13 protein-coding genes, 4 tRNA genes and 2 pseudogenes are annotated in these 16,683 nt (G+C 59.9%); 12 read left to right on the top strand and 7 right to left on the bottom strand.

Annotated features, from left to right (window positions below; translation table 11 throughout):
- Nucleotides 1-82 precede the first annotated feature (82 nt).
- Both JMV15_RS18385 and JMV15_RS18380 read right to left on the bottom strand, forming a co-directional pair.
- The gene (locus JMV15_RS18385) at nucleotides 83-1,114 is read right to left on the bottom strand and encodes a sensor histidine kinase (RefSeq protein WP_014717755.1); all 1,032 of its coding nucleotides are present in this window, start codon (nucleotides 1,112-1,114) and stop codon (nucleotides 83-85) included.
- On the bottom strand, nucleotides 1,114-1,878 hold the full coding sequence (locus tag JMV15_RS18380; RefSeq protein ID WP_014717756.1) for a response regulator: 765 nt from the start codon (nucleotides 1,876-1,878) through the stop codon (nucleotides 1,114-1,116). Before JMV15_RS18380 ends, JMV15_RS18385 begins: the two co-directional genes overlap by 1 nt.
- Nucleotides 1,879-2,137: 259 nt before the next feature.
- On the opposite strand from JMV15_RS18380, the gene pyrF reads away from it, so the two are divergent.
- Nucleotides 2,138-2,836, top strand: coding sequence for an orotidine-5'-phosphate decarboxylase (gene pyrF, locus JMV15_RS18375; RefSeq protein ID WP_038449598.1), 699 nt, complete (start codon nucleotides 2,138-2,140; stop codon nucleotides 2,834-2,836).
- 123 nt (nucleotides 2,837-2,959) lie between these two features.
- Here the strand turns inward: pyrF and JMV15_RS18370 are convergent, their stop codons facing one another.
- Nucleotides 2,960-3,967 carry an NADP-dependent oxidoreductase gene (locus tag JMV15_RS18370; protein ID WP_014717757.1) on the bottom strand — a complete coding sequence of 336 codons (1,008 nt, stop codon included), beginning with the start codon at nucleotides 3,965-3,967 and terminating at the stop codon, nucleotides 2,960-2,962.
- Nucleotides 3,968-4,195: 228 nt separating this feature from the next.
- Here JMV15_RS18370 and JMV15_RS18365 point away from each other — a divergent pair, with 228 nt between their 5' ends.
- From JMV15_RS18365 to JMV15_RS28715, 4 genes and pseudogenes are all read left to right on the top strand, one after another.
- Nucleotides 4,196-4,957 carry an SDR family oxidoreductase gene (locus JMV15_RS18365; protein WP_014717758.1) on the top strand — a complete coding sequence of 254 codons (762 nt, stop codon included), beginning with the start codon at nucleotides 4,196-4,198 and terminating at the stop codon, nucleotides 4,955-4,957.
- Between the two features lie 200 nt (nucleotides 4,958-5,157).
- Nucleotides 5,158-6,570 carry an aminotransferase-like domain-containing protein gene (locus tag JMV15_RS18360; RefSeq protein WP_014717759.1) on the top strand — a complete coding sequence of 471 codons (1,413 nt, stop codon included), beginning with the start codon at nucleotides 5,158-5,160 and terminating at the stop codon, nucleotides 6,568-6,570.
- Nucleotides 6,571-6,650: 80 nt separating this feature from the next.
- A pseudogene (locus JMV15_RS28720) lies at nucleotides 6,651-7,793 on the top strand (HAMP domain-containing protein); the annotation flags it as partial.
- Complete coding sequence (locus tag JMV15_RS28715; RefSeq protein WP_371103640.1) at nucleotides 7,770-8,651, top strand: methyl-accepting chemotaxis protein; 882 nt, start codon at nucleotides 7,770-7,772, stop codon at nucleotides 8,649-8,651. The pseudogene JMV15_RS28720 and the gene JMV15_RS28715, both read left to right, overlap by 24 nt.
- Nucleotides 8,652-8,687: 36 nt before the next feature.
- On the opposite strand, the gene JMV15_RS18350 is transcribed toward JMV15_RS28715, so the two are convergent.
- Nucleotides 8,688-9,500 carry an alpha/beta fold hydrolase gene (locus JMV15_RS18350; RefSeq protein WP_038449602.1) on the bottom strand — a complete coding sequence of 271 codons (813 nt, stop codon included), beginning with the start codon at nucleotides 9,498-9,500 and terminating at the stop codon, nucleotides 8,688-8,690.
- Nucleotides 9,501-9,788: 288 nt separating this feature from the next.
- A complete protein-coding gene (locus tag JMV15_RS18345) occupies nucleotides 9,789-10,547 on the bottom strand; it encodes a hypothetical protein (protein ID WP_081339062.1) in 759 nt (252 codons plus the stop codon).
- A 371-nt stretch (nucleotides 10,548-10,918) separates the two neighbouring features.
- On the opposite strand from JMV15_RS18345, the gene JMV15_RS18340 reads away from it, so the two are divergent.
- The 4 genes from JMV15_RS18340 (at nucleotide 10,919) to JMV15_RS18325 (ending at nucleotide 11,333) form a co-directional block, all read left to right on the top strand.
- Nucleotides 10,919-10,994, top strand: a tRNA-Glu gene (locus tag JMV15_RS18340).
- Between the two features lie 3 nt (nucleotides 10,995-10,997).
- Nucleotides 10,998-11,073: transfer RNA gene (locus tag JMV15_RS18335), tRNA-Gly, on the top strand.
- A gap of 105 nt (nucleotides 11,074-11,178) precedes the next feature.
- A tRNA-Glu gene (locus tag JMV15_RS18330) sits at nucleotides 11,179-11,254 on the top strand.
- A gap of 3 nt (nucleotides 11,255-11,257) precedes the next feature.
- Nucleotides 11,258-11,333: transfer RNA gene (locus tag JMV15_RS18325), tRNA-Gly, on the top strand.
- A gap of 79 nt (nucleotides 11,334-11,412) precedes the next feature.
- On the opposite strand, the pseudogene JMV15_RS18320 reads toward JMV15_RS18325, so the two are convergent.
- Nucleotides 11,413-12,204 (bottom strand): annotated as a pseudogene (locus JMV15_RS18320) (response regulator transcription factor).
- A 137-nt stretch (nucleotides 12,205-12,341) separates the two neighbouring features.
- Here JMV15_RS18320 and JMV15_RS18315 point away from each other — a divergent pair.
- The 3 genes from JMV15_RS18315 (at nucleotide 12,342) to gltS (ending at nucleotide 15,136) form a co-directional block, all read left to right on the top strand.
- Nucleotides 12,342-13,445 carry a polyamine ABC transporter substrate-binding protein gene (locus tag JMV15_RS18315; protein ID WP_038449606.1) on the top strand — a complete coding sequence of 368 codons (1,104 nt, stop codon included), beginning with the start codon at nucleotides 12,342-12,344 and terminating at the stop codon, nucleotides 13,443-13,445.
- A 28-nt stretch (nucleotides 13,446-13,473) separates the two neighbouring features.
- Nucleotides 13,474-13,761, top strand: coding sequence for a hypothetical protein (locus JMV15_RS18310; RefSeq protein ID WP_014717765.1), 288 nt, complete (start codon nucleotides 13,474-13,476; stop codon nucleotides 13,759-13,761).
- A gap of 163 nt (nucleotides 13,762-13,924) precedes the next feature.
- Nucleotides 13,925-15,136 carry a sodium/glutamate symporter gene (gene gltS / locus JMV15_RS18305; protein WP_014717766.1) on the top strand — a complete coding sequence of 404 codons (1,212 nt, stop codon included), beginning with the start codon at nucleotides 13,925-13,927 and terminating at the stop codon, nucleotides 15,134-15,136.
- Nucleotides 15,137-15,141: 5 nt separating this feature from the next.
- On the opposite strand, the gene pdxR is transcribed toward gltS, so the two are convergent.
- Entirely contained in the window at nucleotides 15,142-16,632 is a 1,491-nt protein-coding gene (pdxR, locus tag JMV15_RS18300; RefSeq protein WP_201491846.1) for a MocR-like pyridoxine biosynthesis transcription factor PdxR, read from the bottom strand.
- Nucleotides 16,633-16,683: the final 51 nt, after the last annotated feature.

The raw sequence follows: 16,683 nt of genomic DNA, 5'->3' as shown, positions 1-16,683 counted from the left end.
CACTTCATCGACTGACACTGCGCAATCGCAGGCAAGCCAGCTCCCACATTTGGATCGCGGCGCGTCAGGTAAATGGGAGTGCTTAAACCCTCGGCAACCACATCACCGCCGTCAACCCACCGCCCGGTGTATCTTCCAGGCTCAGGTGGCCGCCGAGTCGCTCGACGGCCTCCCTGGCAATGGTCATCCCCAAACCGACCCCTCCGGAATTGCGGTTGCGCGACCCTTCCAGGCGAAAGAAAGGCTCGAACACCGCTTCGCGCTTATCGGCGGCGATTCCCGGGCCGTGGTCGATCACCCGGATTACCAACGCACCGCGGCTGTCGGCCAGTTCCACCCGGGCGGTGCCGGCATAGCGCAGGGCGTTATCGATCAAATTGTTCAGGCATGAACGCAGGGCCATCGGCTGTACCTGCAACGGTGTACAGGTGCCGGCAAACTGCACGTCGCGGCCTTGGTCCTGGGCGTTTTCACTCAGGGATTCCACCAACGCCTGTACATCGAGCCAATGCCGTGTCTCGCTGGTGCGCTGTTCGTGCAGGTAGCTCAAGGTGGCATCGAGCATGCCGATCATGTCGTCCAGGTCCTGGCGCATCTGGCCTTGCAGCTTGGGGTCTTCGATTTGTTCCAGGCGCAACTTGAGGCGCGAGAGCGGGGTGCGCAGGTCGTGGGAGACCGCGCCGAGCATGCGTGCGCGCTGGCTGACTTGTTCGCGGATGCGCTTTTGCATCAGGTTGAAGGTCGAGGCCGCTTGGCGTGCTTCGCGAGGGCCGGTTTCCACCAGGGGCGGGCTGTCGAGGTCGACGCTCAGGCGCTCGGCCGCTGCGCTCAGGCGCTGGATTGGCCGGCTCAGCAGTTTGGCGCCGTACCAGGCAGCGATGATCAGCGAGATAAATTGAAATGTCAGGGGCACCACCGGGCCGCCGAACCAGGGGCGAGGCGCTTTGCGCAAGGGCGTGAGGCTGCCATCTGGTTGTTCGACGAAGGCCGCGCGGGGTGGTGGCGGCGGGCCGTAGTGGTGGAACCAGAAGAACGCCAGCACATGGGCCAGCACAATCGCCACCAGCAACAGGCCGAACAGTCGCCCGAACAGCGTGTTGAAGGGCGCGCGCATCAACCGATATCCCGGGCGTCGAACAGGTAGCCTTCGCCGCGTACCGTCTTGATCAATTGCGGAGCCTTGGGGTCATCCCCCAGCTTCTGGCGCAGGCGCGACACCAGCAGGTCGATGCTGCGATCAAAGGCCTCGATGGAACGCCCACGGGCCGCGTCCAGCAGCTGTTCGCGGCTCAGCACACGGCGAGGGCGTTCGATAAACACCCACAACAAACGAAACTCGGCGTTGGACAACGGCACCACCAGGCCATCATCGGCCACCAGCTGGCGCAGCACGCTGTTCAGGCGCCAAGTGTCGAAACGGATATTGGCCCGCTGTTCGGTGCGGTCATCACGCACCCGGCGCAGGATGGTCTGGATACGCGCGACCAACTCCCGCGGCTCGAACGGCTTGGACATATAGTCATCGGCGCCCAGTTCCAGGCCGATGATGCGGTCGGTAGGTTCGCAGCGGGCGGTGAGCATCAAAATCGGAATATCCGACTCGGCGCGTAGCCAGCGGCACAATGTCAGCCCGTCTTCGCCCGGCAGCATCAGGTCGAGCACCACCACATCGAAGGTCTCCGCTTGCATGGCCTGGCGCATGGCGGTGCCGTCGGTGACGCCCGAGGCGAGAATATTGAAGCGTGCCAGGTAGTCGATCAGCAGTTCGCGGATCGGCACGTCGTCGTCGACAATCAGCGCGCGAGTATTCCAGCGCTTGTCTTCGGCGATCACCGCGTCTTTTGGCGCTTCGTTTACAGGGTCGCAAGGGGTATGCATAGCGAGGTCATCTGCCTGAGTGTGGCTGTCAGCATAGGCGCCCAGTTCCAGGGCTGGAAGTGCTGGGCGGACGGTCATGTGCGCGAGGCTAGCCGGGCGGCGTATTGGGGGCGTGTCGTGAATGTATCGGGGTTGAAACAATTGCTCTGAATCGCCGGTATTGGGCGCTTGATCAGTATTTACCGATCATCGGATCCCGCAACGGCGCTGCTTGCGCTACAATCCGCGCCGATTTCGACTTGCCTGAGAGCCCATTCCAATGTCCGTCTGCCAGACTCCTATCATCGTCGCCCTGGATTACCCCACCCGTGACGCCGCACTGAAGCTGGCTGACCAGTTGGACCCCAAGCTTTGCCGGGTCAAGGTCGGCAAGGAACTGTTTACCAGTTGCGCGGCGGAAATCGTCGGCGCCCTGCGTGACAAAGGCTTCGAAGTGTTCCTGGACCTGAAATTCCATGACATCCCCAACACCACGGCGATGGCCGTCAAAGCCGCGGCCGAGATGGGCGTGTGGATGGTCAATGTGCACTGCTCCGGTGGCCTGCGCATGATGAGCGCCTGCCGCGAAGTGCTGGAACAGCGCAGCGGCCCAAAACCGTTGTTGATCGGTGTAACCGTGCTCACCAGCATGGAGCGTGAAGACCTGGCAGGTATTGGCCTGGATATCGAGCCGCAGGTTCAGGTGTTGCGCCTGGCAGCCCTGGCGCAGAAAGCCGGCCTCGACGGCCTGGTGTGTTCGGCCCTGGAAGCCCAGGCCTTGAAGAACGCTCACCCGTCGTTGCAACTGGTGACACCGGGTATCCGTCCCACCGGCAGCGCCCAGGATGACCAACGTCGCATCCTGACCCCACGCCAGGCCCTGGATGCGGGCTCGGATTACCTGGTGATTGGCCGTCCGATCAGCCAGGCGGCGGATCCTGCCAAGGCGTTGGCAGCGGTCGTCGCCGAGATCGCCTGATTTTTAGAGTGAGCAAAAATGTGGGAGCTGGCTTGCCTGCGATAGTATCAACTGGGTATCACTTAGAAACCGAGTTGCTTGCATCGCAGGCAAGCCAGCTCCCACATTTGTTTTTGTGTTGTTTCAGCTGACTTTGAGCACCAACTTCCCGAAGTTCTCGCCATTGAACAGCTTCATCAGCGTTTCCGGGAATGTCTCCAGCCCTTCGACAATATCTTCCTTGCTCTTGAGCTTGCCCTGGGCCATCCAGCCGGCCATTTCCTGGCCCGCCGCCGCGAAGTTCGCCGCGTGGTCCATCACCACAAAGCCTTCCATGCGCGCACGATTGACCAGCAATGACAGGTAGTTGGCCGGACCTTTGACCGCTTCCTTGTTGTTGTACTGGCTGATTGCGCCGCAAATCACTACGCGGGCTTTGAGCGCCAGGCGGCTGAGCACGGCGTCGAGAATATCCCCGCCGACGTTATCGAAATACACGTCCACGCCTTTGGGGCACTCGCGCTTGAGGGCGGCGGGCACGTCTTCGTTTTTGTAGTCGATGGCGGCGTCGAAGCCCAGCTCATCCACCAGGAACTTGCACTTTTCGGCGCCACCGGCGATCCCCACCACGCGACAGCCTTTGAGCTTGGCGATCTGCCCGGCGATGCTACCCACGGCACCGGCAGCACCAGAGATCACCACGGTGTCACCGGTTTTCGGTGCGCCGGTGTCCAGCAGGGCAAAGTACGCCGTCATGCCGGTCATGCCCAGGGCGGACAGGTAGCGGGGCAGGGGCGCTAGCTTGGGGTCCACCTTATAGAAACCACGGGGCTCGCCAAGGAAGTAATCCTGCACGCCCAGTGCACCGTTCACGTAGTCCCCCACCGCGAAGTTCGGATGCTTCGAGGCAATCACCTTGCCTACGCCCAGGGCGCGCATCACTTCGCCGATGCCTACTGGTGGGATGTAGGACTTGCCTTCATTCATCCAGCCACGCATGGCCGGGTCGAGGGACAGGTATTCATTGCGCACCAGCACCTGGCCTTCCTGGGGTTCGCCCACCGGTACTTCCTGGTAAGTGAAGGTCTCGCGCGTGGCGGCACCGACCGGGCGTTTGGCGAGCAGAAATTGGCGGTTGGTCTGGGCGGTCATGGCAAGGACTCTTTAGAAATGGAACATGAGTGATAGACCCTCAGTGGCAGAAGGGCAAGGGTGTGCGGCGCAGGCGAATGCCCGGCAATAGGCCTCATTGATAATCAGCCGGTCCGCTTTATCACTGCGATTCATGCAGCGCCAACCGGCCTTCTGATAGTGCTGACGTGCGGCTCCCGACGTTGGCTAGACTCGCTCCATCGCTACTAACCCCACAGGACAGTTCCCATGAGCATGACGTTTTCCGGCCAGGTCGCCTTGGTGACCGGCGCCGCCGCTGGTATTGGCCGCGCCACCGCGCTGGCATTCGCCGCCGAAGGCTTGAAGGTGGTGGTCGCTGACCTTGATGTGGCGGGAGGTGAGGGCACTGTGGCATTGATCCACCAGGCCGGTGGCGAAGGGATATTTGTGCGCTGCAACGTCACGCTCGACGCGGACGTGCAGCAATTGATGGCTCAGACCGTCGCCACCTATGGACGCCTGGACTACGCCTTCAACAACGCCGGCATCGAGATCGAGAAGGGCAAGCTGGCCGACGGCAGTCTTGATGAGTTCGATGCGATCATGGGGGTTAACGTCAAAGGCGTGTGGCTGTGCATGAAGTATCAGCTGCCGTTGCTGTTGGCCCAGGGCGGTGGGGCCATCGTCAACACCGCATCGGTGGCGGGGTTGGGGGCGGCACCGAAGATGAGCATCTATGCGGCGTCCAAGCATGCGGTGATCGGGCTGACGAAGTCGGCGGCCATCGAGTATGCGAAGAAGAAAATCCGCGTGAATGCGGTCTGCCCGGCCGTGATTGATACCGACATGTTTCGCCGCGCCTATGAGGCCGACCCACGCAAGGCTGAGTTTGCCGCCGCCATGCACCCGGTCGGACGCATTGGCAAGGTTGAGGAAATCGCCAGCGCCGTGTTGTACCTGTGCAGTGATGGCGCAGCATTTACCACCGGTCAGGCCCTGGCGGTGGACGGCGGCGCGACAGCGATCTAGGACGGCAGGTCGCGTGGCATTCGAAAACAGAGCCAGGTGCTGTGGGGCGTTTCCATGGCGGGCAGTGGGCTGCGCCCGAATATGTTTCACTAGGTAAATAACCCAATAAAATCAATACTTTAATAAAAGTTGGCGGCCGGTTTTACTGAGCTTCTGTGCTTAACTGTTTTGGGTTAACAGACAGTTGAAGTGAGTGGCTCATGGATTTAGGGATCGATCGACAAGCCCTGGTACCGGTTGTTCAGCAGATCGTCAGCGCGGTGGCAGAATGGATTCGCAAGGAGGGGGTGAGCCCTGGCACACGCTTGCCGTCCATTCGCCAATTGGCCCTCGATAACCTGCTGAGCCAGGCCAGTGTGATCGAGGCATTCGAACGATTGGTGGCCCAGGGGCTGCTGGCCCCCCGACATGGCTCGGGGTTTGTGGTGGCGTCACCCACGACGGTCCACGAAAACCATTGGTATGAGGGTGCGGAACAGGGCTGGGGGGCATTTACCGATGGCCCACTGGGCCAGCTGAAGCTGGGCTGCGGCTGGCTACCCGACACCTGGCGCGAAAGCGATGACATCAATTACGCGATCCGCGAACTGAGCCGTACCGACACTGGCGGCCTGTTCAACTACAGCACACCCTTGGGGTTGCCGGCGTTGCGCGAACAACTGCTCAAACGCCTGACCCAGATACACGTGCCCACCAGCCTGGACCGTATTCTCACCACCCACGGCGCCAGCCATGCCCAGGACCTGCTGATACGCACGCTGCTCAAGCCAGGTGATAAGGTGGTGGTCGAGACACCCGGGTATGGCAATCTCTATCGCCAACTGGCCTTTCAGGGCGTTACGCTGCTGCAAGTGCCGCGCACCCGTGGTGGCCCGGATATTCCGGCATTGGAAGCGCTGCTGCACACCCACCGGCCCAAGTGCCTGTTCATCAACAGCCTGTATCACAACCCCACGGGGACCAGTTTGAGTCGTCCGGTGGCGGAGCGCTTGTTGGAGTTGGCACGCGAGCGCGACTTCCTGATTATCGAAGAGGACGTTTACGGCGACCTGCAACATGCCAGTTGCACACGCTTGTCGGCGCTTGCCCATGATGAGCGGGTGATCTATGTGTCGAGCTTTTCCAAGACACTGAGCAGTGCCCTGCGCGTGGGTTACCTGTGCGCCAATGCCGCGATCATCACGCAATTGGTCCAGCTCAAGACCCTGACAGGCATCGGCACCTCACGGTTTGCCGAAGCCATGGTGGCGACGTTGCTGAGTAACGGCACTTACCGTAAGTGGATGCAGCGCCTGCGCAAGCGCCTGACTGCGCAGATGGCTGCCACTCTGCAGGTGCTGGAGGATGAAGAGTGGCAGGTATTTGCCGCACCCGCGGGCGGGATGTTCCTGTGGGCACGACCAGGCTTGGCCGACCCCTTGCGATTGCAAGCCTGCGCCCAGCGGCTGGGTGTGTTGCTGTCGCCGGGTGCGTTGTTCAGCCCCACGGGTGAGCGCAGCGAATGGCTGCGCATCAATGTGGCCTACGCCGCTGATCAACGCGCATTGACGCTGTTCCGCGCTATGGGTGCAGCGAGATCGACCTCGACCATTCTGAAAACGACGCACATGTAGCTTTTTGCCATTATTCCGGCGCCAGCGGCTTGTGCTCAGTGCCTCGGGGTTGCGAATCTCGCTGCTTGTAAACCTGGCTTATGGCATTTGCCATCGCAAGAGGATCAAGTGCAATGATTTCGGGCGTGCAACGACGTTTCGCCAACATGGGTATGGCAAAAAAACTCGGCTTGGGTTTTACCCTGGTACTGCTGTTGACGGCCCTGGTAGCGGCCATCGGTGTGTGGTCCCTGCAGACCATCGGCCAGCGCTTCGAGGGTCTTACGTCGATGTCGACGCTCAACAGCGACCTGCTCAAGGTGCGCTTGATCGAGCAAGACTATGCGTTGCACGCCGACCCCAAGGCCGTTGAGGCCCTGCATGCCAGTGTCGATGCGCTGATGGCCCAGGCCACGCGTCTCAAGGCGCGGTCCGCCAGCAACGAGCGAGTGATGGGTGATGTTGAGCAAGCTTTGGTCGCCTATCGCCAGGCATTCGATGAGTTCGTCGAGTTGACCCAGACCAAAGACCTCGCCCTGGAAATGGCCAGTTGGTCGGTGTCCAGCGTGGCCAATAACCTGGATGTGCTGCAAGCCGGGCTGGCGGACGACGGCGCCTATGGCCTCAAGGAAAGCCAAGGCAAGGAGGGCGCGGCGTTTATCGAGCAGGCAGGGCAGGTCAGCCAGGTGTCGCGGCTGATGTTGCAGGCCATGAACGAAGCGCGGGTGCGCCTGGATCAGAGCCGCAGGGCGGACGCAGACGACGCCGGGCAGGGCAAGATCGAGCAAGCCGACCAGGCCCTGGCTGAAGTCGAGACACTCAAAACCACGGTCAAGGACCCCGGCTACCAGACCGTGCTCAACGAAGTCGCCGGGCATATCGCGTCGTTCAGTGAAAAGCTCGGCGAATACACCGGGCTGCTGGCCCAGGAAAAAGTGGTCTACACGCAATTGCATGACCGCGCCGAGCAAGTGGTCAGCCGGGTCAACCAGGCGTATGCCGCCGAAGACCAGTCCATGCAAACACAGTTGCAGCACAGCACGTTGCTGATCATCGGCTCATCCGCCCTGGCGCTGCTGGTGGGCTTGATCGCTGCATGGGTGATCACTCGCTTGATTGTTGCGCCGTTGCGCGCGGTGATCGCCGTGGCCCAGCAGATCGCCTCGGGTGACCTGAGTGGGCGCATGGAGATCAGCCGTCGTGATGAAATCGGCCAGTTGATGCAGGCGATGCAGCAGATGAGCAATAGCTTGAGCCAGATGGTCAGCGGGTTGCAGGCGGGGATCGAACAGCTCGCCAGCTCCGCGCATTCATTGTCCAGCGTCACCGAGCAAACCACTGCCGAAGTCAGCAACCAGAAGGACGAAACCGAGCAAGTCGCCACGGCGATGAACCAGATGACCGCCACGGTGCACGATGTGGCACGCAATGCCGAGCAGGCGGCCCAAGCCGCGCAGACCGCGGATGCCAAAGTCGATAGCGGCCAACAGGTGGTACGCATGAGCCTTCAGCGTATCGAATTGCTGGCGACGTCGAGCAACAGTGCCAGCGCCAGCATCGAAAGCCTCAGCGCCCAAATCCAGAATATAGGTACCGTCTTGAGCGTGATCCAGAGCGTGGCCGAACAGACCAACTTGCTGGCTTTGAACGCTGCGATTGAGGCGGCGCGTGCCGGTGAGCAGGGCCGTGGCTTTGCGGTGGTGGCCGATGAAGTGCGGGCACTGGCCAAGCGCACCCAACAATCGACCGAGGAAATCGAACGGCTGGTCAGCACGCTGCGCAGTGCGGCGCAGTCCTCGGTGCAGCAGATCCAGCAGAGTGGCGAGCTGGTGAAACTGGCGGTCAGTGATGCACTGGAGACCGAAGGGGCCTTGGGCAGCATCGCGGCGGCTGTTTCATTGATCCAGCAGATGAACCAACAGATCGCCGCCGCCGCCGAGGAGCAAAGCTCGGTGGCCGAAGAGATCAACCGCAGTGTCACCAGTATTCGGGCGAGTGCCGATCATTCTGCGTTGAGCATGCAAGGCAATGCCGCCTCGAGCATCCAGTTGGCGCAGTTGGGCGCGCAACTCAAGGGGATGGTGGGGCATTTCCGCCTTTGATCGCAGCGTAGACGCTGCGATCTGAGGGCAGGGCGATCAGGCGTGGTTGGCGAGGAAGGTCAGCAGCGCCTCGTTGACGAAATCCGGGTTCTCGCGGCTGGAGATATGCCCGGCTTCGGGGATCAGGATCAGGCTGCAACCGATCAGGTCGGCCATTTCCTCGGACTCGGCGGGTGGCCGGGGTTTGTCCTGCTCGCCGCACATCACCAGGGTGGTGTCGGAGTCCAATGCAGGTAAGTGCGCCAAGATGTCTTTGCGGCTGAAGATCAGGCGGCCCAGTGGCACGATACTGTCCAGCAAGCGTTCTTTGGGGAAGCCTTGCAGTGACTGGCGAAAGTCCTGGTACAGCGCGGATTCGCGGTCGATGTTCGGGCGGAAGAAGATCGGTGCGATCACATCCAGCAACGGTTCGGGGATCGCCCCGGCGTCTTCAATCATCTTGAACAGCGAGAAATAGTACTGGCGCGTTGCTTCGGGTTCAGCCCCTAGGTAGGTGTCCATCAGCACCACGGTGTTGATGCGCTCGGGAGCCAGCAGCGCCAGGCGTGCGCCCCACATGCCGCCGACCGAGAGGCCCACCAGGTTGGCTTGTTCGATGCTCAAGTGATCCAGCAGCGCCAGGGCCTGGCGGGCGAGGTCATCCAGGGAATGGGTGTTTGCTGGCAACGGCCCGGACTCACCGTGGCCCCACAACTCGGGGACGATCACGCGGTACTGCCGCGACAGCGCTTCAATCTGCGGCGCCCACATGTCGCTGGCCCACAGGTAACTCGAACCCAGTAGCACGACGGGGCCGGCGCCCTGGTCGATATAGTGCAGCGGTTGTCTATCAATCACGGCGACAGGCATAACAGGCCTCTAGTTTCACGGAGTGAGGGGCACTTTTTTACGCTAGTCGGGGGCAGGAGGATAGGTGCACATTGATGGCATGTGATGATTTCACTGTGGGAGCTGGCTTGCCTGCGATGAAGGCCTGCCAGCCGATGCTCACCTACCTGACACCCCACAATCCCACTGTGGGAGCGGGCTTGCTCGCGAAAGCGGTGTGTCAGTCAACATCAATGTTGCTGAGCCGACGTCTTCGCAGGCAAGCCAGCTTTGATGTTCGTTGCTTTGAGCATTGCGTTCGCGATGCCATCAATCGTAGATAGCTTTCTTCTTCCACTCGGCATCGGCGTCGACGACTTTCAAGCCCTCGGTCAACTCGTTGACTTCGTCCTCGGCAGGCTGGCTGTTGGTCAGCACTGTGGAGTTGGCGCGCGCCAATTGGGACTCCAGCAGTTGCAACTGGGCGCTGTAGAGCACCGGCTCCGGCTGTTTGCGCAGGTACTGCACGCCGCGTTCGAACGCCAGGCGTGCCTGGCCGGGTTGGCCTTGCAGCAGGGCGTGCTGGCCGAGGTTGTTGAAAAACTCGATGTGCAGCAGCACCAGGATATGACGGATTTCCTTGATCCAGTGCTTGGCTTCGTTGGTCGGCAGGAAGCCATCCTGCGCGGCGCGGGTGACTTGGCCGTGCAGGGCTTCGAGCAGGAAGCGCACGTCCTTGGCCTTGGCCTCGGTCTGGATCGGTGCCGGTGGGTTGGCCACCGGAATCGATTCGCCTTGGGCGATCAGCGCATTCAGTTCGATGATACGCGCCTTGAGCGGTGTGCTGGACTTGTTGAGATTCAACAGGCGCTGGTTGACGTTCAGTTCCAGGCGAGCCAGCAATAGCTTGAGCGCTGGGGTCATCAGTTGGCCGGGGAAGGTCTCGGTAATTTCACCGCAGCGACGCAGCCGATCGTTAAGCTCGATCTCGGTACGCTTCTTTTCCAGCTTGTTGTTTTCCACCACGTGGTTCATGTAGCCAATGGCGATCAGTATTACGATCCCGGCTATTACCAGCAGGGTGATCATGAGTGGTGTCACTGGTGTGACCTCTTTAATAGGGTTTGCTGTGGAGTGTAGTGACTGGGTCATCCGGCGGATAGGACCGATCGACCAGTTGCCCAGGTGATTTCTTCTATATAAGTAGGCGTTCCCTGAATGGATGCACATTGCCATCATTTGCCTGGGTGAACTATAGCGTCTTGTCGAACGCCAGAATATAGGCGTCAAGGCTCGGACGGTGCCAATGCCCGCGAAGGCCGTGAAACCATGGCGAAGTCATTGATTTAAATAAATTTATCCTTGGGGGTTGACGACCTTTCAATCCATCCATAGAATGCGCGCCACTTACAGCGTAAAGCACACAGCGAAACGCGGTAGGGAGTGAATGTTGTACGTGTGTCCCCTTCGTCTAGTGGCCTAGGACACCGCCCTTTCACGGCGGTAACAGGGGTTCGAGTCCCCTAGGGGACGCCATATGCGGGAATAGCTCAGTTGGTAGAGCACGACCTTGCCAAGGTCGGGGTCGCGAGTTCGAGTCTCGTTTCCCGCTCCAATTTACAAGCAGTGTGGCCTTCGGGCGGCATTGAGTGAAACCAGGACCAAGTCTTCGGACAAGGCCTCTGGGCACTGGAACACACACCATGTGTTTCAGTAGCGTGTCCCCTTCGTCTAGTGGCCTAGGACACCGCCCTTTCACGGCGGTAACAGGGGTTCGAGTCCCCTAGGGGACGCCATTTGCGGGAATAGCTCAGTTGGTAGAGCACGACCTTGCCAAGGTCGGGGTCGCGAGTTCGAGTCTCGTTTCCCGCTCCATATTTAACGAAAACGCCGATCAGTGATGATCGGCGTTTTTGTTTGTGCGCAATTTACTTCGCCAGCGCACCGCCCCCGTTCAAAGCGTCGAAGGAATCTCCTGCCGTGGCATAAAAAACCGCGCAAACAGTTCGGACTGCGATTTGATATTCAGCTTGCTGTAGATGTTGCGGCGGTGAACCTTGATGGTTTCCGTCGACAGCGACAGCTTGCCGGCGATCTCTTTGTTGGAGAACCCACTGAGCAGTAACTTGAGTACGTCCTTTTCACGTGCCGTGACTTGTGCTTCCAACTGAGTAAGTGCCTCAGCCCATGGGGCCGGCTCGGCAAGATTTTTTGCCGGGTCAGTTTCAAAGCCCATGCGTTGATGCATCATTGCCGTTACCCACGGCTTGATCATGTCCAATACCGTTATCTGCGCCTGGGTGAATCGCAGGTTGCTGCCAAACGACATGCACAGCGTTGTACCGGCATCGAGCCTTACATTGTATTGCGCCTCATCGACCGAGATGTATTGCGCGAAATATTGCTGGTAGTACTCGGTTTCCCGGAAGTGTTCCGGCGCAATGTCGAGCAGATGGAAGAACCCGCTCTGTGGGTTTTCTCGATCAGCGATATAAAACGGGTCCAGCAGATACAGGCCTTTCACATAGCGGTGAATAAAGGCGTCGATTTCTTCGCTGTCTGCTACTTCGGGCAGGCTGATCACACGCACTGCGTGGTCGCCAAAAACCAGCACCACTCAATTGTCTATCTGCACATATTCATTCAATACGCGAATCAACGAACTCCAGAACTCAGGGCGATTGAGCTGCATGATCAGTTTTCCAACCGATCGGTGCCAAGCCAGGCTATGAAGGTCAAGCGACATGTTCTACCCCTTTAGGGTTAGGGCTTTGCAGGCCAGAGCTAAGTACTTGTAGGTATTTACTATTCGTCGAGGCTCGGTATATTCACCCCGAGCTTACGATAGCCATGAGGGCGCGTCGTGTGGACAAGGATAGTCATATGAGTCGAGCACACTTGCGAGCTATTTTTTTAGCTTCGCTTATGGGTGCTGCAATCAGCACGCCCGCAGCCGCCGCTGAATCTTCGGTGTATCTGTATAACTGGTTCGGGTTTCTTGAACCGCAGACGCCCAAGCAATTCCAGCAGGGGACCGGCATCAAGCTGCATATGGATGCTTTCGACAGCGCCGAAATCATGCAGAGCAAGGTCATGGCTGGGCGCACCGGCTATGACCTGGTGGTGGCCACCTCCAATGTATTGCCGGGCTTGATCAAGGCCGGGGTGCTGCAGCCGCTGGACCGCGCGCAGTTGAGTAACCTTTCGCACATCGACCCTGACATCCTCTCCCTGCTGGCGGTCAATGACCCCGGTAACCGCTACGCCGTGCCCTATGTCTGGGGCACCACCGGCATTGGCTACGACGTGGATAAAGTCAAGGCGGCGCTGGGCGATGACGCCCCGGTGGACAGCTGGGACCTGATCTTCAAAGAAGAAAACATCAGCAAGCTCAAGTCTTGTGGCGTGGCCATGCTCGACTCCCCCAGCGAGATCATTTCCATTGCCTTGCACTACCTGGGGCTGCCCAGCAACAGTACCGATCCAGAGGATTACCAGAAGGCCCAGGCGCTGTTGTTGAAAATCCGCCCCTATGTGCTCTATTTCGACTCTTCCCGGATCGACACCGACTTGGCCGACGGCAACATCTGCGCGGTCGTAGGCTGGGCCAATGGTGCCCTGGCGGCGCAGGCGATTAATGAAAAGTCCAACAGTGGCCGCAAGATTGCCTACAGCCTGCCGCGCGAAGGCGCCTTGGTCTGGTCTGAAAACTGGGTGTTGCTCAAGGACGCTCGCCACCCAAAGGCCGCTCTGGCGTTCATCAACTACATGCTGCGGCCACAGGTGATAGCCAAGACATCCAACTACATGCTCTATCCCAACGCCAATAAAGACGCCACTGAATTCGTCGAACAAAAGTTGCGGGATAACCCTTGGATCTATCCCGATAAAAAGACCATGGCCACACTGGTTCCGCTTGAGCCCTTGCCGCTGAAAGCGGAGCGCATTCGCACACGGGTCTGGACCAAGGTCAAAAGCGGTACGTGACGGGGACGAGGTCGGGGAGGGAGACAGCATGCGCCAGGGTGGTGATCAGCGCTATTTAGAGTCGGACGACTACAAGGCCTACAAAGAGATTGAAGAGCAGATCGGCCTATGTACGCCAGAACAGGCCTGGGCCATGTACTACGTTTCGACGGGCATGGTGCGGGAAAATATTACCCTGGCGGTGATGGAGCACATTGGCCGGGGCAATCGTGCCCTGTTGCTTGAGTTTCCAGACCTGGTGCGAGTCGCAGGGCGTGACGCTGAGCCGGGTGAGATCGCCTCAAACTGGCCTCTGCTGCGAAGGCGTCGTCGATAAGTCTACTGTGCGTACTCTGGATGGGCGAGGTGCAGGCGGTTGTAGGTTATTATTGTGAAGCTTGTAGGGAAAGTCTGTGTTTTTTGTAGGGTGGATGCCTTTTCGCCCTGTGCTCTCTACTCTGGCCACCCATTCTCCTTGTCCACTTCAGAGAACTGACCGGATGCTTCAACTCGATTTCTATTCAACCCTCGTTGCCGCTTCACTGGTGCTATTGCTGGGGCGCGGGCTTGTGGCTCGCATCGGCTTCTTACGTACCTACAACATTCCGGAACCCGTAGCCGGTGGCCTGTTGGTCGCCATGCTGCTCCTGGCGTTGCGCGGGTTTGCCGATATCGAAGTACGCTTCGATCCTTCATTGCAAACCCCCTTGATGCTGGCGTTCTTTGCCACCATCGGTTTGAACGCCGATTTTGCCAGCCTGAAGAAAGGCGGGCGGATCCTGGCGGTGTTTCTGCTGGTGGTAACGGGCTTGCTGGTGGTGCAAAACGCCATGGGTATCGCGCTGGCCTCGGCGCTCGGGCTTGACCCATTGATGGGCCTGCTTGCGGGTTCGGTGACTCTGTCCGGTGGGCATGGCACCGGTGCGGCCTGGGGCGCGGTGTTCAGTGAGCAGTATGGCGTGGCGTCTGCGTCTGAACTGGCGATTGCCTCGGCGACCTTTGGCCTGGTGCTCGGTGGCCTGATCGGCGGGCCCGTGGCGCGTTTTCTGATCAAGCGGGTCGAGGTGCCAGGTATTGGGCAACCGCAGTCGAGCCTGGCCAAGGGGTTCGAACAACCGAATGAAGAGCGCCTGATCACCGCGTTTTCGTTTATCGAGACCCTGGCGCTGGTGGCGATCAGTCTGCAGGGCGGCAACTTGTTGAATGCCGCCATCCAAGGCACCGCGTTCGAATTGCCGACGTTCGTGTGCGTATTGTTCGTCGGTGTGGTGCTGCGCAATGGGCTGTCGATGCTCGGCTGGCATCAGGTGTTCGAGCGCGAAGTCTCGGTGCTGGGCAATGTCAGTTTGTCGTTGTTCCTGGCGATGGCGCTGATGTCACTCAAGCTCTGGGACTTGGCGGCACTGGCTTTGCCGATTGTCATTCTGCTGGCCGCACAGGCATTGCTGATGGCGCTGTTCGCGATTTTCGTGACGTTCCGGGTGATGGGCCGCAACTACGATGCGGCGGTGCTGGCGGCAGGCCATTGCGGCTTCGGGCTTGGCGCAACGCCCACGGCGATTGCCAATATGCAGGCGGTAACGCAGCGCTTCGGGCCCTCGCAGATCGCGTTTCTGGTGGTGCCGATGGTGGGCGCGTTCTTCATCGATATCGCCAATGCGGTGGTGATCAAATTGTACCTGGCGCTGCCGTTCCTGGGGGCCGCTGGGTAAGTTTTTCAACGCCTGCCTACGGCGTTCATCGCCTGGGCCAGGCGCCGCGTGGCTTGCTGGATTTCATCCCGGTCGAGGGAGGCAAAGCCCAGGCGCAGCGCGTTTACCGGCTGGTCGTTGGGTGAAAACTGACGACCGCTGCGCACCACGACGCCGTGGTCCAATGCGGCGCTTGCCAACTTATCGACGTCTATTTCTTCCTCGAAACGTACCCATAGCGCCAAGCCCCCCTCGGGTTCGCGCACCTGTATGCGAGCGCCAAACGCCTGGTCCAGGCAGTCCTCCAGCACGGATCGGCGCGCCCGATATTCTTTCGACACGCGGCGCACATGCTTCTTCAACTCCCCGTCATTGATCAGGTCTGCCAGCATGGCTTGAGCGACCGCGTCGGCATCGCCCAACATCAGCGCGGCATTGCGCTGCAGGGCTTCAATCACAGAGGTGGGCGCGACGATATAGCTGCAGCGGAACGTCGAGCCCAGCACTTTGGACAACGAGCCGATATACAGCACATGGCGTTGGGCGCGGTCACTGGCCAGCGGTAGGTAAGGGCGGCCACTGAAATGATATTCGTGGTCGTAGTCCTCTTCGATAATGCACAAGTCATGCAGCGCGGCCAACGCCAGCAAGTGTTGCCGGCGGGCGGCATGCAGGCTCACGGTGGTGGGGAACTGGTGATGGGGCGTGAGGTAAATCATGCGCACCTTGTGCTCACGGCATAAGCGCTCGACCTGGTCGGTGCGACAACCTTCATCGTCGATGTCGACCGTGACCAACTGAGCCCCGAGCTGACGGAAAATTTCCCAGGCCGGTGGGTAGCTCAAGCGTTCCACCAGTACCACGTCGCCGGGCTTGAGCAGCAGGCTGGCGCTCAGGTACAGGGACATCTGGGTGCCCTGGGTCAGGCAGATATTTTCGGCAGTGACCGTCAGCCCACGGTTGTTACGCAGCATCTCGGCCAGGGCACAGCGCAAATGATAGCCGGTGCCCTCACTCCCGTAACGCACGGTATTGGAGGCGAAACTGTTGCGCAATGCACGGCGATAGTAACGGTGCAAAACGGCCTGGGGCAGCAGGCGGTGGTCGCTGGTGCCGTTGTCGAAAAACAGCGCGCCGTGTCGATGCTCAAGCGCGACCACTTGGGCGTTATGGGTGAAATAGGGTACCGCTGGTTGGTGCAGTAACTGCGGTGCGAAAGACGGTTGTGTAACGCTGGGCAGTTGCGTGGGTGTCAACTGCGCATTGACGAAGGTGCCACGGCGCGGCTCGCTGATCAGCCAGCCCTTGGTCATGGCTTCTTCGTAGGCCAGGATCACCGTCTTGCGGTTGACGTCGAGCAAGTGTGCCATTTCCCGCGTGCCCGGCAGTAACGTCCCGGGCGGCAGGCGGCCTTCGAGGATGGCATTGACCAAGCCTTCGGCGATCTTGCGGTAAGTCGCCTGGCTTGCACCTTCTTCAAGCCGGAGCAGTGGACGCCATTTACGCATCTGGACCATCTGAAGTATCCAAATCTGGAGGTTTTAATGGGCCTAGTCTAGCGCAACAAT

Origin of the sequence: Pseudomonas paracarnis (assembly GCF_904063055.1) — a bacterium.
GTDB classification, from domain to species: domain Bacteria; phylum Pseudomonadota; class Gammaproteobacteria; order Pseudomonadales; family Pseudomonadaceae; genus Aquipseudomonas; species Aquipseudomonas paracarnis.
Note: the sequence above shows the minus strand (reverse complement) of the source record. Positions and strands in the feature narration are given on the sequence as shown.

Excerpts from the sequence above, each read along its gene's own strand:
- JMV15_RS18380 (WP_014717756.1), bottom strand. The coding sequence starts at position 1,878 with ATGCATACCCCTTGCGACCCTGTAAACGAAGCGCCAAAAGACGCGGTG.
- JMV15_RS18365 (WP_014717758.1), top strand. The coding sequence starts at position 4,196 with ATGAGCATGACGTTTTCCGGCCAGGTCGCCTTGGTGACCGGCGCCGCC.
- JMV15_RS18385 (WP_014717755.1), bottom strand. The coding sequence starts at position 1,114 with ATGCGCGCGCCCTTCAACACGCTGTTCGGGCGACTGTTCGGCCTGTTG.
- JMV15_RS18350 (WP_038449602.1), bottom strand. The coding sequence starts at position 9,500 with ATGCCTGTCGCCGTGATTGATAGACAACCGCTGCACTATATCGACCAG.
- JMV15_RS18370 (WP_014717757.1), bottom strand. The coding sequence starts at position 3,967 with ATGACCGCCCAGACCAACCGCCAATTTCTGCTCGCCAAACGCCCGGTC.
- JMV15_RS18345 (WP_081339062.1), bottom strand. The coding sequence starts at position 10,547 with ATGATCACCCTGCTGGTAATAGCCGGGATCGTAATACTGATCGCCATT.
- JMV15_RS18315 (WP_038449606.1), top strand. The coding sequence starts at position 12,342 with ATGAGTCGAGCACACTTGCGAGCTATTTTTTTAGCTTCGCTTATGGGT.
- JMV15_RS18310 (WP_014717765.1), top strand. The coding sequence starts at position 13,474 with ATGCGCCAGGGTGGTGATCAGCGCTATTTAGAGTCGGACGACTACAAG.
- pdxR (WP_201491846.1), bottom strand. The coding sequence starts at position 16,632 with ATGGTCCAGATGCGTAAATGGCGTCCACTGCTCCGGCTTGAAGAAGGT.
- JMV15_RS18360 (WP_014717759.1), top strand. The coding sequence starts at position 5,158 with ATGGATTTAGGGATCGATCGACAAGCCCTGGTACCGGTTGTTCAGCAG.
- JMV15_RS28715 (WP_371103640.1), top strand. The coding sequence starts at position 7,770 with ATGCAGGCGATGCAGCAGATGAGCAATAGCTTGAGCCAGATGGTCAGC.
- pyrF (WP_038449598.1), top strand. The coding sequence starts at position 2,138 with ATGTCCGTCTGCCAGACTCCTATCATCGTCGCCCTGGATTACCCCACC.
- gltS (WP_014717766.1), top strand. The coding sequence starts at position 13,925 with ATGCTTCAACTCGATTTCTATTCAACCCTCGTTGCCGCTTCACTGGTG.